14 protein-coding genes are annotated in these 15,874 nt (G+C 44.9%); 8 read left to right on the plus strand and 6 right to left on the minus strand.

Translation table 11 applies throughout. From position 1 onward, the window contains the following. Positions 1-29: 29 nt before the first annotated feature. Both BLW49_RS10160 and BLW49_RS10165 read left to right on the plus strand, forming a co-directional pair. On the plus strand, positions 30-3,494 hold the full coding sequence (locus tag BLW49_RS10160; RefSeq protein ID WP_177178698.1) for an ATP-binding protein: 3,465 nt from the start codon (positions 30-32) through the stop codon (positions 3,492-3,494). Positions 3,495-3,551: 57 nt separating this feature from the next. Then, positions 3,552-5,186, plus strand: a complete 1,635-nt coding sequence (locus tag BLW49_RS10165; protein ID WP_090724396.1) for a GAF domain-containing sensor histidine kinase — start codon at positions 3,552-3,554, stop codon at positions 5,184-5,186. Here the strand turns inward: BLW49_RS10165 and BLW49_RS10170 are convergent. Further along, positions 5,159-5,917, minus strand: coding sequence for a response regulator transcription factor (locus BLW49_RS10170; RefSeq protein WP_076313810.1), 759 nt, complete (start codon positions 5,915-5,917; stop codon positions 5,159-5,161). The two genes, BLW49_RS10165 and BLW49_RS10170, sit on opposite strands and share 28 nt — an antisense overlap. A 240-nt stretch (positions 5,918-6,157) precedes the next feature. Here BLW49_RS10170 and BLW49_RS10175 point away from each other — a divergent pair, with 240 nt between their 5' ends. Next, positions 6,158-6,838, plus strand: coding sequence for a CPBP family intramembrane glutamic endopeptidase (locus tag BLW49_RS10175; RefSeq protein ID WP_090724398.1), 681 nt, complete (start codon positions 6,158-6,160; stop codon positions 6,836-6,838). A 100-nt stretch (positions 6,839-6,938) separates the two neighbouring features. Here the strand turns inward: BLW49_RS10175 and BLW49_RS10180 are convergent, their stop codons facing one another. The 5 genes from BLW49_RS10180 to tlp all read right to left on the minus strand — a co-directional run bounded on the left by BLW49_RS10180 (position 6,939) and on the right by tlp (position 9,108). Continuing rightward, positions 6,939-7,235: a putative quinol monooxygenase gene (locus BLW49_RS10180; RefSeq protein ID WP_076313812.1), complete on the minus strand. Its 297-nt coding sequence runs from the start codon at positions 7,233-7,235 to the stop codon at positions 6,939-6,941. A gap of 29 nt (positions 7,236-7,264) precedes the next feature. Continuing rightward, positions 7,265-7,693: a MarR family winged helix-turn-helix transcriptional regulator gene (locus BLW49_RS10185; protein WP_076313813.1), complete on the minus strand. Its 429-nt coding sequence runs from the start codon at positions 7,691-7,693 to the stop codon at positions 7,265-7,267. A gap of 99 nt (positions 7,694-7,792) precedes the next feature. Next, on the minus strand, positions 7,793-8,431 hold the full coding sequence (locus tag BLW49_RS10190; RefSeq protein ID WP_090724400.1) for a nitroreductase family protein: 639 nt from the start codon (positions 8,429-8,431) through the stop codon (positions 7,793-7,795). A 221-nt stretch (positions 8,432-8,652) separates the two neighbouring features. Then, entirely contained in the window at positions 8,653-8,841 is a 189-nt protein-coding gene (locus tag BLW49_RS10195) for a hypothetical protein (RefSeq protein ID WP_047910314.1), read from the minus strand. Between the two features lie 39 nt (positions 8,842-8,880). Further along, positions 8,881-9,108 carry a small acid-soluble spore protein Tlp gene (tlp, locus tag BLW49_RS10200; protein ID WP_076313815.1) on the minus strand — a complete coding sequence of 76 codons (228 nt, stop codon included), beginning with the start codon at positions 9,106-9,108 and terminating at the stop codon, positions 8,881-8,883. Between the two features lie 302 nt (positions 9,109-9,410). Here tlp and BLW49_RS10205 point away from each other — a divergent pair, with 302 nt between their 5' ends. The 5 genes from BLW49_RS10205 (at position 9,411) to BLW49_RS10225 (ending at position 15,770) form a co-directional block, all read left to right on the plus strand. Further along, on the plus strand, positions 9,411-10,763 hold the full coding sequence (locus BLW49_RS10205; protein WP_090724401.1) for an amino acid permease: 1,353 nt from the start codon (positions 9,411-9,413) through the stop codon (positions 10,761-10,763). A gap of 276 nt (positions 10,764-11,039) precedes the next feature. Then, positions 11,040-12,026 carry an ABC transporter substrate-binding protein gene (locus tag BLW49_RS10210; RefSeq protein ID WP_076313817.1) on the plus strand — a complete coding sequence of 329 codons (987 nt, stop codon included), beginning with the start codon at positions 11,040-11,042 and terminating at the stop codon, positions 12,024-12,026. A 32-nt stretch (positions 12,027-12,058) separates the two neighbouring features. Next, entirely contained in the window at positions 12,059-13,294 is a 1,236-nt protein-coding gene (locus BLW49_RS10215) for an amidohydrolase (protein ID WP_090724403.1), read from the plus strand. After that, entirely contained in the window at positions 13,291-14,487 is a 1,197-nt protein-coding gene (locus BLW49_RS10220; RefSeq protein ID WP_090724405.1) for an amidohydrolase family protein, read from the plus strand. Before BLW49_RS10215 ends, BLW49_RS10220 begins: the two co-directional genes overlap by 4 nt. Then, positions 14,484-15,770 carry an amidohydrolase family protein gene (locus BLW49_RS10225; RefSeq protein WP_090724406.1) on the plus strand — a complete coding sequence of 429 codons (1,287 nt, stop codon included), beginning with the start codon at positions 14,484-14,486 and terminating at the stop codon, positions 15,768-15,770. The genes BLW49_RS10220 and BLW49_RS10225 overlap by 4 nt, the downstream gene beginning before the upstream one ends. The last annotated feature ends 104 nt before the right edge of the window (positions 15,771-15,874 follow it).

Genomic DNA, 15,874 nt, shown 5'->3' on the forward strand with positions numbered 1-15,874 from the left:
CCATAAGTATAAGTGAAAAGGTGAAGAAGATGAGAATTGGCGAATATTCCGGTTACGAACGATTGAATGACGGGAAGTATGCAAGTGTTTTTCGAGCACGCTCTAGTAAGAATAATCAGAAATACATACTTAAAGTACCGAGAACAGAACCTCCTATTGTCGAAGAATGGCAAAAATTAAAGCAAGAATACGACATGATCAGGAATCTTTCTATACAAGGGATCGTCAAATCGATCGAGTTAATCCCATACTACAATGGATATGCACTTGTGCTTGAGGATAATGAGGGTGTATCCCTTCAGCAATTGATTAAAGAAAATTCGCTAACGCTTGAAGCAACTCTAGAGATTGCCATCTCAATTGCTTCCATCGTCGGGCAGTTACACCGACATCGAATTATTCATAAAGATTTGAAGCCAAGAAACATTATTGTAGAGCCGGAGAGCTGCAATGTTTGGATTACAGATTTTGGTATAGCGAGCCGCTTTCAGTCTGAGTATGTAGGATCGACAGCTTATGGGCAATTAGAAGGAACGCTGTCCTACATGTCACCTGAGCAGACGGGGCGGATGAACCGAATGGTGGATTATCGAACGGATCTGTATTCCCTTGGAGCAACCTTCTACGAAATGCTCACAGGTGTACCCCTATTCCAGGCGGAATCGCCGATGGAATGGGTTTATTGTCATTTGGCGCGTACACCGATACCGCCTTCTCATCTGGATGCTCGAATTCCTTCGGTCTTGTCTGACATTATCATGAAATGTTTGTCCAAGAACCCGGAGGATAGATATCAAAGTGCACAAGGCTTGGAGCATGATCTGTCCCACTGCCTTAATGAATTGGAGCAGCATGGATATGTAACCGAATTTGTAATTGGAAAGCAAGATAAGAAGGACGTCTTCTACATACCAAGCGGCCTGTATGGGCGAGATAAGGAAGCAGCAAGACTTAGACAGCTGTACGAGCGCCTTCAGTTTGGAAGCTCGGAATGTGCGATGGTAAGCGGGCTTGCCGGTTCAGGGAAGTCGAGCTTGGTTCAGGAACTCATGCTCGATGTAACACTTGGGGGAGGACTGTTTGTTTCCGGTAAATTTGATGTCTTGAAGCGTCAGGTTCCTTATAGTGGTGTGCTGCAGGGATTGCGTGGAATCTTACGCTCCCTATCATCTGAAACCGAGGATGAGCTTGCTGTATGGAAGGATCGAATTACCCAGAAGCTCAAGGAGAGCACGCGTGTGCTTGTTCATATGCTGCCTGAATTAGAGTGGATTATTGGTACTCAAGACACGTCGGATTCGCTGACGGCGCTATCGGCTGCAGAAGCGAAAAATCGTCTGCATTTTGCGGTATTTCAGCTGCTGGAGTGCTTGGCAGAGCACAGGCCGATCGTATGGTTCGTGGATGATCTTCAGTGGGCAGATCCGGGCTCGCTGCAGCTCCTGCACTTCTTAATGACGGCATCAAATGCGCCTTCACTGATGCTGATCGGTGCATATCGGGCAGAGGATTGGGAGAAGGAGCATTTGCTCAGATGGTTCGTTGGAGAGCTTAATTCCCGGATAAAGGGAATTGAACTTATTACACTGGCTCCTATGGATGAAGAGATAATCCATGCACTGCTTGAAGATACATTTGGATTGGGTATACAGCAGTCTCATCGCTTCCAGAAGCTTGTAATGGAGTATACCGGAGGCATCCCATTTGATGTGAAACAATTTATATATAGTCTTATCGAACAGAATTTAATGTGGTTGGACGAGAAATCGGGAACCTGGATGTGGGATGAGGAACAGCTGTTGACAAGGAAGGTATCCGATCAGATGTCAGGCTTCCTCTTGCAGCGAATCGATCAATTGGCAGAATGCGAGAAGGAAACCTTGAAGTATGCTTCATGTATTGCAGATCGATTTGATTCGGAGCTTCTTGCTGATCTACTGCAAATTGATATGGCACAGCTTCAGCTTCATTTGAATCCGTTAGTTGATCTAAGATTAATTGCACCCTCTGGTCCCTATGAATATATCTTCCTCCATGACCGAATTCGCGACTTCTTCTATCATCTGTTGAATATGGACGAGAAACAGCAAATTCATCTTCAGACGGCAAGACTCATTGCACGCAGTACGGCTGGAGATAGCGAGGAACGTTTATTTCTATCCGCACATCACTACCGGCTAGGCTTGTCATTGCTGAATGATGAATCCGAGAGGCTGCACATTGCTCAGATCTTTCAGCTTGCTGCGGAGCAAGCCAAAGCCTCCGGTGCATACGACTCGGCTGCAGAATGGTATTCTTGTGGAATTGAGCTTCTTGAGGAGCGGGATTGGGAGCTTTCCTATGAACTGGCATTCCGTTTATTTCTCGGGAGATGGGAGTCCAATTCACTGCAAGGAAGATTTGAAGAAACGGAACAAGGATTTGAAGAGATTCTCGAGCTGGCAAAGACTTCAACCCATCGTGCAGCGGTCTACACCGTCATGATCAATCAATATACGCAGAGTGGTCAGCACGAAAGAACGATATCCATGGGAATGGAAGGACTGAACCGTATCTTTGGACTTCAGTTAAATGCTGCTCCAAGTCAAGCTTCTCTGCATTTGTCTCTATTCGATATTATGTACCAAAGGGTTAGAAAAGGAAGCAGAGAGAAGCGTAACTTACGGGCTCCCCAGATTCAAGATGAGATCAGAAGTCAGATGAAACTCCTCATGGACACAGCGACATCTGCTTACTTCGTTAATCCAACTCAATATTTATACATGATGCTGACGATCGTCAAATATTCGATCCATTATGGTAATTTTACCGAATCGTCTAACGCTTATAACGCGATGGGACTGTTGTTAGGCTCTGGATACGGAATGTATAGCCGCAGCTATGAGCTAGGTTGTTATGGGGTGGAGCTTAGCAACCAGTTCAAACATCCAGGACTTCGCTGCAAGACACACTTTACCTTTGCTGTATTTATTTCTCCCTGGAAACGTCACTTACGTCATACTGTCGACGACCTATGGACTTCCTACCATGCCGGAATGGAAGCGGGGGATTTGGTGTACGCAGGCTATGCAGTGACCTATATCCTTCTTGCGCATGATTTTCTTGGTCTGCCTGCTGAGCGATGGATTGAAGAGGCGGACAGGCATTTGCCTTTCTTGAGACAAACGGGCAATCCAGAGACAGTGCATATGATTGAATTAGTACGTAAGACACATATTCGCCTTACAGAAAGCTATGGCCCAAACGTCATGCTGTCTGATCGCGAGGCCGAGGAAGAGATATGGATTAAAGAACTGGAGGGAATCCAGAACCAGGTTGTCATCCAGGTCTTTTACATGAAAAAAATGATGCTGTCTTATCTATCAGGAGATTATGAAACCGCGTATGACATGTCACGAAGATCAAAGGGGGCGCTGGCCGCTTCGTTCGGCTTGTTTCATAAGGTAGAACATGAATTATACACGGCGTTAACGATATATTCGCTGATTGAGTAGGTTTCGAAGGATCGGAAGAAGCCCCTGCTTCAGGAAGCGCGTCAGTGCGAACGCAAATTGTATCGCTGGGCGCGAGAAGCACCTGAGAACTATCAGCACCTCTATTTGCTGATCAAAGCAGAAAGATACCGTGCTGAAAGTAAGTTGAAGCAGGCCGAGAGAAGCTATGAACAAGCCGTGGAGGGGGCTAGAGCTAACGGTTTTCATCATTTTAACGCAATCGCTGCTGAACGCATGGCAGACTTCTGTTTGGCTGAAGGCCGGATGACGGCAGGCCGTCTGTACATGGCGGAGGCTTACAATTTATATGAGCAGTGGGGTGTCGTGCACAAGGTGAGAAGAATCGGAGATATTTATCCGGAATTTAAATCAGGCTCGTATAATACAACCACGACGATATCGACAGATTTTCTGGATCTGGAAGCCATAATGGGCGTCTCACAAGCTCTGTCTCAGGAAATTGTGCTTCAAACACTACTTGAGAAAATTATGACAATCCTGATTCAGATATCAGGTGCAACCAGAGGCGTACTCGTTGTTAAACAAGCAGAGGGTCTCTATGTAGAAGCCGAAGGAGAAGGCGGAGGCAAGGTTGGAGATGGTACAGCCAGACACACAGCAGCTGAAGAGATCCATACCTATAAGGAAGTTCCGTTGTCCATTGTGCAATATACAGCGAGAACAAGTGAAGATGTAGTGCTTGATGATGCTTCAAGACAAGGATTGTTTGTCAAAGACCCCTATATACAAAATAATGAAGTGCGCTCCATCCTGTGTATTCCAATTCTGCATCAGGGTACATTGAATGCGATTGTATACTTGGAGAATCGGTTTACTTCTCATGTATTTAACGATGAGCGGAGAATGGTTGTGCATATGCTGGCAGGTCAGGCTGCAATATCCATCGAGCATGCGAAATTGATATCAACACTGGAGCATAAGGTCAAAGAACGAACAGAAGAATTGATGCAGATGGAGAATGATCGGCGGAAGCTCCTCGCTAATATATCGCATGATCTTGGAACACCACTGACCTCGATTCAAGGCTATGTCGAAGCCATCCTGGACCGTGTCGTGACAGAAGAGGAACAACAGCGCAAATATTTAAAGGTGATTCATTCCAGAGTTCTCAGTATACAGAGATTATTCAAAGATTTGGTGCAGCTGAGCCGAATGGAGGCCAAGCAGTTAACGATGACCAAGACTCCAATGCATGCGGGAGTATTCGTACAATGGTTATCACAGAAATATGAGCTCGATATTGAGCAGGCGGGAATTGAGTACATGGTGAGTCTTGACCCTACTATGATGGATGCAGCCCCTGGGGAAGACATGCACATCTTGGTGGATCGGGAGCGGATGGGACAAGTATTTACGAATCTGATCAGCAACGCCATCAATCATACATCTCAGGAAGGTTCGATTGCTTTGTCGGCGGTCATTAGCGATGAAGGTCCCCATTTAGTTGTACAGGTGAAGGATACGGGGGTAGGGATTTCGGAAGAGGATATACCTTATGTATTTGAAAGGTTCTATCGCGCTTCGAAATCCCGCAATTCAAAGTATGGTGGAAGTGGACTGGGTCTTGCTATAGCCAAAGAAATTGTTCAATTGCATGACGGTGAAATCTGGGTAGAGAGCACATTGGGTCAAGGCAGTGCGTTCTATGTTAAACTTCCTTTTATTTCTTGAGCACCTGAAGCAGCCGGCTGTGCGTGGAATTTATAACCTACTCCGCGTACAGTCTGGATATATTGCGGCATCGATGGATTGGCTTCGATTTTTTTGCGTAAATTGCTGATGTGAACCATTACGGTTCTGGTGTCACCGTAGTGGTCTGCGCCCCATATAAAGTCAAATAGCTGCTCAGTTGGAAAAACACGTCCCGGCTGGCATGCTAGCTTATGCAGGATATTGAATTCCGTAGCAGACAGCTGCACGGCTGTTCCGCGAATATGTACTTCATGCGTCGTTTCATTAATTAACAAATCTCCGAAGTCTAGAATATGACGATCATAGATTACCTCATTGCTAGTGACTACAGGCTGAGGCTGTCGATGGACCCGGCGAAGATGTGCCTTAACTCTGGCAACCAACTCTCCCGGACTAAACGGCTTCGTCATATAATCATCAGCTCCTACACTTAATCCACTAATCTTATCCCAGTCCTCACCTTTGCAGCTCAAGAAAAGAATGGGGGCAGGGGTATGATCTCTAATCTGTCGGCAAATTTCTAATCCGTCCATGTCAGGAAGCAGAATATCAAGAATAATCAAATCAGGCTGCAGCTCGTAAACGGCTTGAATCGCTGCCTGCCCTGTACTTACCGTGGTTACATGATACTGTTCTCTTTCCAGGTATAATCGGATAAGTTCACTAATTTCGAGCTCGTCATCCAGAACGAGAATGGATTCATGGGACATGCTAATTTCACCTTCTTGCAATATTTAATAGTCAAATTATACCTGACCTGCGTCAGATGCGAAATAACTTCTGGATAAAATGACCTATGAAATTTGACGTGCTTCAATCCATTCAAGTATAGTTTGATGGTGATAAGGTATGGTAGAGAGGGGTTTTCACTGCAGTTTTACTTTATCTTATGAAGAAGAAACTGTCATGTAGACGTAGAATATTGTCGAAATCGGGTTAGGAGATCTAAAATGTTAAACTCAAGGAAAAATTGGGTGAGTATAATACTCATTGTGGTATTCAGCTGTGTCATCATGGGCTATGTCGATGCAGTACTTAAACCGGATTATGCTGTTAAATCCATCATCAAAATCATGCTGTTTCTCACCTTACCGGCGCTGTACGCCTATTTTAGCAGGGAGGTTTCTTTTCGGGCCTTATTCAAATTCGATAAGAAGAGTCTAAAGTTTGCCATGCTGCTAGGCATCGGAGTATTTATATTCATTTTGGGAAACTACTTTCTCATAGGACCTTACTTTGATTTTACCCTAGTTACGGGAGCACTGCAGAATAATATGGGGGTTAATGCGGGAAATTTTGTATTCGTAGCCATCTATATATCAATTATAAATTCATTGCTCGAAGAGTTCTTCTTCAGAGGATTTGCGTTCTTAACTTTGAAAAAACTTGCCGGCCGCAGGCTAGCTTATCTGTTCAGCGCAGGAGCGTTTGCAGTCTATCACATCGCGATGATGACAAGCTGGTTTACGATTCCTTTGTTCGTCTTACTGATTGTCAGTCTCTTCGTCGCAGGTATGCTCTTCAACTGGTTGAATGAAAGAAACGGGAATATCTATGCTTCCTGGATGGTACATATGTGTGCCAACCTTGCTATCAATACCATCGGTTTCATCCTGTTTGGGATCATATAAAATGAATTGAATTACAAGAAAGACCTTGGGATACTGTATATTCCCAAGGTCTTTCTTGTAATTTAGGTGTAATAGGTGATATATACCTATATACGTTAGATTAAACTTCTAGAGGTTCGCCGCTGAATATTTTGAGTTCCATGGGTGCAGACAGAAGCTCTTTGGCTTTGTGAGTGAAGGCAGTGAAGTGTGCACTTGCATTATGTGCTCCTGCTGCCTCCATATCCTTCCACAGCTCAACCATGGTGTACTTATGTTCTTGCTCCGTTGATTTCATGAGTTCATAGCTGATGTTTCCTTCCTCAGCTCGCGTTGCTGCAAGAAGAGAATTGACTTCTTCAAGAAATACAGCTTCCTGGTCCGGTTTAATAAATAAATTAGCATGAACGATGATCATTATGATGACCTGCCTTTTCTAGTAGTCATTTAGTATTCACTAATATTGCTCTGCATGCGTTGCAGCATATCATTGAGAACGTCGACTTCTTCCTTGCTGAAATCCATCAGCATTTGATTCACGAAAGTTGTCTTTTCTTTCTTGTAATTGACGATATGCTTCCGACCATCTTCGGTCAGTCGAACAAAGGTTACTCTTTGATCAGAAGGGTTGCGTCTTCTGGCGACCATGCCGTCTGCTTCCAGTTGTTTCAGATGACGAGTAATGGCGGCACTGTCAATATTGATCGCTTTCTGCAGGTGAGTCTGGTTGACCTCATCTGCAAGATACAGCTGATATAATAAGTCATAACGAGATGAGCTGATTCCCGTGCATCTTTCAAACTTGGGGCTGATCTGATTATTCAGATTTTTAAGCAGATGCAGAATTTGCTCCTGCTCTGAGAATGAACATTCCATATAATTGACCTCCACTCATTATTTGAGCTATCAATTAATATAATGCAAATCCCCAAAGAGTGCAAGGTAACCATACCGCATATTCCATCTGCTTACCGATTATTTCCACACAGCGACTTTGTCGGCAGGCAAACGATAAGAGGTGAATCCTTCACTTGCTGCTTTACCGATGGTAATTAGCATGACCGGTAGATAACGGTCTTTGTCCAAGCCGAATGCTTCAGCAATCTGATCCTTCTCAAATCCGCCGATTGGGTTAGTATCATAGCCATGGGCACGTGCTACAAGCATGAGCTGCATCGATACCAAACCGGAATCCAGTAGAAGAATTTCACGCATAGCTTCATCCGACATGTTTTCATACATCGGTTTAAAAGCACCAAGCTGCATGTCTTTGACTTCCTGAGGCATATAGCCAAGCTCTACGGCTTTACCATAGATTTCTTCAGCGTAATCAAAATTATTCATGTCCCCGAAGACCGCAATCACTGCAGAAGCGGAAAGTACTTTGTCTTTATTGAATTTTGCAAGTGGAGCAAGTGTAGCTTTGGCCTCATCACTTTCGATGACCACAAAACGCCACGGCTGCATATTAATTGACGAAGGAGCTGTAACCGCCTCTTCCAATATCTCGGTCATTTCTTCTTTGCTGATCTTTACAGCAGGGTCATATACTTTGATGGAACGACGTCCATATACAATCTCGTTAAAATCATTGGTTTGTTGATATTTGCGCATGTCACTAGACACTCCTTAATAAAAAATTAGTTGATGACTCAATATTTGAGTAGTCAATATTTGATACGTCAATTAATATAATGCACTTCTGCAGAATTTGCAACACCTAATTTTCAGCAATAACAGATGAACCGAGGGGAATCCTATGCTCTTCAAGGACTTGATATATCAATTAAGCCGATCCACACGGGATCGGCTTGGTTACTCGGGTCAAGATATAGTCAAGCTCTTTTATTTTCGACCGATTTCATGCGGTTCTGATCATCAAGCTTGCGGTCCGTACTGAATTCCTGTCCTGCTTCTAGTTCCGTATGACCTGATGCACTGCGCGCAAATTTGGTAAACTGTTCTTTCTGCTCATCCAGCTTGTGCTTTTGCTGCAGCAGCTCCTGTGGATCCTGTTTTGTCATATGAAGCAAACCTCCTCTGGAGTCAAAGTGCAAAATACCTTAAGAATGTGACTGATGATCGGCTTCATCCTTAATTTCCTCACGGAAACCGGAAATGCTATGCTTGCGGCGTTCATTTTTCTCTTGAATTTGGGCTTTTTCCTGAGCAGGAATCTCATCTCCGAACTCTTCGAGATAGCCCTCAGCTTCACGGTAGTTCTCTATGGTGTTTTGTACTGCATTTTGCAAATGCTCAACATTATCCTTGCGATTATCCGGCTTAGCCATACGAAATACCTCCCATAAATGATGATATTGGATTGAGATTTGTAGTTAAATCCTTACGTAGGAAGTTTTCCTTAAGACAGAGATGCTTATGCATTCAAGCTTTATTTTTATCATGTACATGTGGAAGGATGAGCTTAAGCGCAATGTGTAATAATAAGCAGGATACAGGAGGATAAGCCCATATAGTTATCATATTCGTTCCATTTACCTATGTAATTGAGAGCTGAAGCAAGTATGATATAAAAACGGGAGATTGAGCTGTCAACCGAATTGACACCAGAGAAAGAGAGTGAAGCTAACCCATGGTACAGGATGAGAATTTGACAAGAGGGTTAAAAAACAGACATGTGCAGCTTATCGCCATAGGTGGAGCAATTGGTACCGGCTTGTTTCTGGGTGCTGGCAAATCCATTCATTTAGCAGGTCCCTCGATCCTATTTGCTTACATAATAACGGGCATCATATTATTTTTCATTATGCGGGCTCTCGGCGAATTGTTATTAAGCAATCTGAATTACCACTCGTTCGTTGATTTTGTTAAAGATTATATGGGAAATGGAGCCGCCTTTGTCACAGGCTGGACCTACTGGTTCTGCTGGATTTCGATCGCCATGGCAGACTTAACGGCCGTCGGTCTATATACTCAATTCTGGTTTCCAGAGATCCCTCAATGGATGCCGGGACTTATTGCGCTTGTGATCCTGCTGATTATGAATTTGGCAACCGTGAAGCTGTTTGGTGAAATGGAATTCTGGTTTGCCTTAATTAAAGTTATCGCAATACTAGCCCTCATCGTCATTGGAATCGTGATGATTGTGAGAGGGTTCTCTACAGATCAGGGTCCTTCCAGCTTCACGAATTTGTGGGCGCATGGAGGCATGTTTCCGAATGGAATGCACGGCTTTTTACTATCCTTTCAAATGGTAGTATTTGCTTTTGTAGGGATTGAGCTTGTCGGTCTGACAGCGGGCGAGACGGAGAATCCGGAAAAGGTCATTCCGCAGGCAATCAACAATATCCCCATTAGAATATTGATCTTCTATGTTGGTGCACTGCTGATCATTATGAGTATCTATCCATGGAATGCGATTAATCCGGATGAAAGTCCGTTTGTTCAAGTATTTCTGGCTGTAGGTATTACTGCAGCAGCAGCAGTCGTTAATTTTGTCGTGCTAACATCTGCGGCCTCAGCCTGTAACAGCGCTATTTTTAGTACGAGCCGTATGGTGTATTCCTTGGCCAAGGACGAGAATGCTCCTGAACGTCTAAGTAAACTGAACAGGAGAAGCGTGCCTTCAAATGCTTTGTATTTCTCTTGTGCGGTCATATTAATCGCCGTCATTTTAAACTATGTGATGCCGGAGGGAGTATTTACATTAATTACGAGCATTTCGACCGTATGTTTTCTTTTCGTCTGGGCGATGATCATTATCAGTCATTTGAGGTACCGTAAGATGAAACCGGAATTGGCACGCAGCAATAAGTTCAAGCTGCCGCTGTATCCGTTCTCTAACTATTTGGTCTTGGCCTTTCTTGCCTTTGTGCTTGTCATCTTGGGGCTGGCCGAAGATACGAGAGTCGCTTTGTTTGTAACTCCGGTCTGGTTTATCATCGTCATCGCAATTTATCACATTCTTAAGAAGAAAATAGCATAACGATATTCTTCACGAGAGCCGAGGCCATATTTGCCTTGGCTCTTTTTGTGGTTCCATTCTATCTGATTAGAATAGCAGCATATACGAATAAATCGTTACTTTTCAGTTTTAATGTTATATTAAATTACTTATAAAGTTATATACATGAATATATTTGTACTAATCCAATAAAAATGCACCCTTATTTTGTATTCATGATCTAAAGACGTGAAGAAATATAACATTTATAATTGCTTCAAGGTACAGATCAATTCCAGAGAAAAGGGTGGAGAATATATGGGAATCAAGTGGCTGGGTAAAAAAGTAACGGGTTTACTGGCAAGTGTGGCTGTCGTCACGGCTTTAAGCGGCTGCGGAGGGACAAATGCTTCTGGAGTCCAAGAAGTAAAGGTCGTGTTGAATTGGTTTGCTGCTCCAGGGCATGGAGGGATCTACGCTGCCAAAGATCAAGGATATTTCGAAGAGAAAGGACTGGATGTGACGATTGAGCCCGGCGGTCCTCAAGTATCTTCCATTCAGATTGTTGCTTCTGGCAAAGCAGAGTTTGGTCTTGCCCATGGAGATCAGGTGCTCATCGCACGTAATCAAGGAATTGATCTGGTCGCACTGGCTGCTCTTAATCAGCGAAGCCCGCAAGCATTTATGTTTCATAAGGGGCATGGGATTGAGAGCTTCGAAGAGCTGAATGGACGAACCGCCTATATTCAGACCGGAATACCGTACTGGGATTACTTGAAGTCACAATATGATCTCAGCAACGTGAGAGAGCTTCCTTACTTAGGCGATTCTACGAATTTTATCAATGACAAGGAGTCCGCTGAACAGGTATATATCTCAGGTGAACCGTATTTCATGAAGGAGCAGGGGATTGAAACGGAAGTTAAGTTTATTTCGGATTCAGGCTATGATCCATATAATTATGTGCTCTACACGACGAGAGAATATTTGGATAAGAATGAAGAAACGGTGCGCGATTTCGTGTCTTCCATGGTAGAAGGCTGGTCTTACTACAAGGATTCTCCTGACGATATTCTTAAGATCATTAATGAGTTCAATCCGGATATGACCTTCGATTCGCTGAAGTTTCAAGAACAAACGTTAAAAGAGTATATTTATGGATTTGACGCCGCAGAGCATGGGGTAGGTTACATGACTGAGGAACGGTGGAATACACTCATTGATCAGCTGCATACCGCTGGCCTGCTGAAGGAAAAATTTGATGCTTCTGAAATGTTCACGACAGAATACTTAGATGCGGAATAAACGAGGACAGAGCAGATAGGAGATTAGAACAGATGCATAAAGCCTATTGGTTAGTCAATATCAGACTTGAAGATGGATATGAGGTGGAGGATAGCACTCCTGTCAGAACGTTAACGAAGCAATATCATTTATTCGTCGAAAATGGAAAGATCGCAAAAATTGTTTCGGCGGAAGAGCAGATCAAAGATCATCATGACAAGATAGAGGGGGGTGGAATGCTAGCTCTGCCGCCTATCGCTGACAGCCATTTTCATCTGGATAAATCATATTATGGAGAGGAATGGAAGGCAGCAAAGCCGGCGGCTCATTTACTTGATCGACTCGAAGAGGAAGCGAAGATTCTGCCCGGCAAGCTAAATACGGTAGAAGTAACTGCCCGTCTGCTGATAGACAAAATCATGGAGGCCGGTACGACTCATATTCGAACTCATGTGAACATTGATCCGTATGTAGGACTGAGACACCTCGAGATTGTGCGGGAGGTTCTAGACGATTATCGTGATCGTCTTACGTATGAGATTGTGGCTTTTCCACAGCAAGGACTACTGAGGACAAATGCAGCAGCGCTCATGCGTGAAGCAATGAGGAATGGTGCTACTCATGTTGGGGGCTTGGATCCTGGCGGCATCGATCGAAACATCGAGCGCTCCCTGGCCGATATGATGGATATTGCGGTAGAAGCGAATGCAGACATTGATATTCATCTGCACGATCCAGACTATTTGGGACTATACACGATAAATAAGCTGCTTTCACTTACGGAGGAAGCAGGGTGGGTAGATCGGGTCGCTATTAGTCATGGGTTCGCCTTAGGAGGAGTCACGCTGTCGGAAGCTCAAGAAACGGCAGAACGGATGGCCTCATGTGGGGTTCGTCTAATCTCAGCTGCTACGATGCGAGCAAGAACGACGCTCCCGCCTCTGGAGGAATTGAAGGCGAGGGGAGTGCAGGTAGATCTAGGCTGTGACAGTATATTCGATTGGTGGGGTCCTTTTGGAAATGCAAGCATTATTGATCGTCTTAGCCTGCTTGCCGAATATAACAGCTGGATTGATGAGCGCTCTCTAGCAGAATCACTAGGTTACATTACGAGAGGTATCACGCCGCTCAGCGCCGCGGGCGATCGAGTATGGCCGCAGGCAGGTGATGATGCGAGTATGATTCTGACAGAGGCACGGTGTTCTCCTGAATTTATAGCCAGAAGATCACAAGCTGTGAAGATCATTCATCAAGGCGTGCTTCAGAATAAGAGGGGGGAATCTGCTTGATATCAACTTGGAATAGAGTAAGAGTAGGCAGCCGGCTGTATAATTTGGAGATAGAGAATGGCTGTTTCTCCGCGATCACTCCTTATCATCACGAACAAGCATCAGCAGGATCTTCGAGAGGAAATACTCATGATGCAGAAGGTTTATTATACATTCCCGCTATGAAGGATATGCACTGTCATCTGGATAAGCATTTTTTGAATGAACCGAAATGGTACTCGCGTCAAACCATTGATACACTGCCTAATCAATTGAGACGGGAAAAAGAACTGCTCGGGCAGCTGACCCAGAGCGTCGAAGAACGGGCCAGAGTCATGCTGGATACCATGCTTCAGTTAGGTACGACCCAGATTCGAACCCATGTTGATGTAGATCATGAGGTTGGACTCAAATCACTGGAGGCCGTACTCAAAGTTCGAGAGGAATATGAAGGCACCATTGATATCGAAATTGTCGCCTTTCCCCAGCAGGGGCTCATTCGTTCACATGCCCTGCCGCTGATGCGGGAAGCGATGCAGATGGGTGCTGACCTTGTCGGAGCCGTGGACCCTGGCGGACTGGATGAGGCAATTGATCCTTGTTTAGAAGAAGTCTTCGGTCTCGCGGTCGACTATCAGGCCGGTGTAGACATTCATTTGCATGATCCAGGTCACCTAGGTGTATATACCATTGAGCGAATGACAGAGTTTACGGCACAAGCCGGACTTAAGAATCGAGTAGCGGTAAGTCACGCCTGGGGTTTGGGACATATCTCGGATGTGGAGCTCAGTAGGCTCGCTGACAAATTAAGAGAGCAGGGTGTAGCCATTATCAGCAGCGTTCCCATTGACCGTCCGATGCCGAATTTGCCCTTGCTTCGTTCACTTGGCGTAGCAACAATGATCGGTACCGATAATGTACTCGATGCTTGGTCTCCATATGGTAATGGAGATATGCTTCAGCGTACCTCCAGACTGGCTGAACGATATCATTGGGTCGAGGATGAGCAATTATTGGGAGCATTTAACTACACAGCAGTTGGAGCAATAGAGCCCAAATTAGGTGAACGCGCCGATTTCATGCTTGTGAATGACGCTATTAATGCAGAGCACGCCTTGTGTAAAGTACCAGAAAGAGAGTGGGTAGTGTCCCATGGCAAGATTGCAGGCGGGATAAGGGCAGGTACAAGGCAGAAGAGAGCGTTAAGCCGATGATAATGAATGATCGGAGCGAGCACAATAAGGTTCAAATCATTTATAATTGCCGACTTCCAGAGCAAACCGGGTTTTTTGACGTTACCTTACGTGGAGAGCATATTGAACAAGTAAGTTCACGGGTAGGTGAAGACATAGCATTAGAGTCCGTATTAGAAGAAGATCTGATCTCCAATGAAAGGAAGATCGATGCTAGAGGCGGACTGCTGATCCCTGGATTAATAGAACCTCATATTCATATGGAAAAAGCAATGCTTCTCCATCGGATGCCAAAGGAAGCTGCCTCGCTGCAGGAAGCTATTGCGATGACGGTCAAGCTAAAGGAAGGCTTTACCAAGCAAGACATGATTGCACGTTCCTTGGATGTAGCTTATAGAATAAACTCTTATGGAGTAACAACTGCCAGATGTCATGTTGAGGTAGATCCCGTCCTCGGTCTATCGGCAATAGAGAGCTTGCTGGAGGTAAAAGACAGGGTAAGTGACCGCATGGACTTAAACATCGTGGCCTTTCCACAAGAAGGCATCTATGCTGCACCAGGAACTGCTGAGTTAATGAAGGAGGCAGTCAAGCTCGGGGCTGATGCTGTCGGTGGAATTACGTATATGGATCCTGATCTGGACGAACACTTAAGCTTTGTATTCAGATTGGCTGCCGAATATGATCTCCCGCTTGATTTTCATGCCGACTTTTCACTAGATCCTTGTGACCGCGGGATCATGCAAATCGCCCGTAGAACGAAGGAATTCGGATATGAAGGCCGTGTAGCGGCAGGCCATGTTACCTCTCTCGGAGCGATGCCTAGAGAAGAGGCTGTACTCTGTGCACAGCAAATCGCTGAGTCAGGTGTTCACATCATTACCTTGCCTGCTACAGATCTCTATATGAACGGAAGGCAGGATACAGATAATGTCCGCCGCGGACTAACTCCGGTAAGACTCCTGCTAGAACAAGGAGTGAATGTCCTCTATGGCGCTAACAATATCCGTAATGCCTTTACGCCGTTCGGAACCGGTAACGTGATGGATATTGCCTGGCTTCTGGCTCATACGGCATATATGGGAAGTGAGAATGATGCCAAGCTGCTGGTCAAAATGGGGACAACACTGGCAGCACAGGTACTCGGAATGTTTAATTACCGCATTTCAGCTGGACAGACTGCAGATCTTGCGCTGTTTCCTGTCGCTTCCGAGAGAGAACTGCTGATTGAACGACCTAAACCCTTAGCGGTCTGGAAGAATGGAAAGATGCTGAGGCCTATCAAAACGGCTGAGGATTACTAGTATACATGAATAATGAGTGTGACAAGAAACCCGCCTGCCAGGCGGGTTTCTTACGCAGTCCCATGTTGTTTCCTGTAGCATGAGCGCGCTCTTCTTCTGTGTTG

Origin of the sequence: Paenibacillus sp. PDC88 (genome assembly GCF_900106725.1) — a bacterium.
Classification (GTDB): Bacteria; Bacillota; Bacilli; order Paenibacillales; family Paenibacillaceae; genus Paenibacillus; species Paenibacillus shunpengii.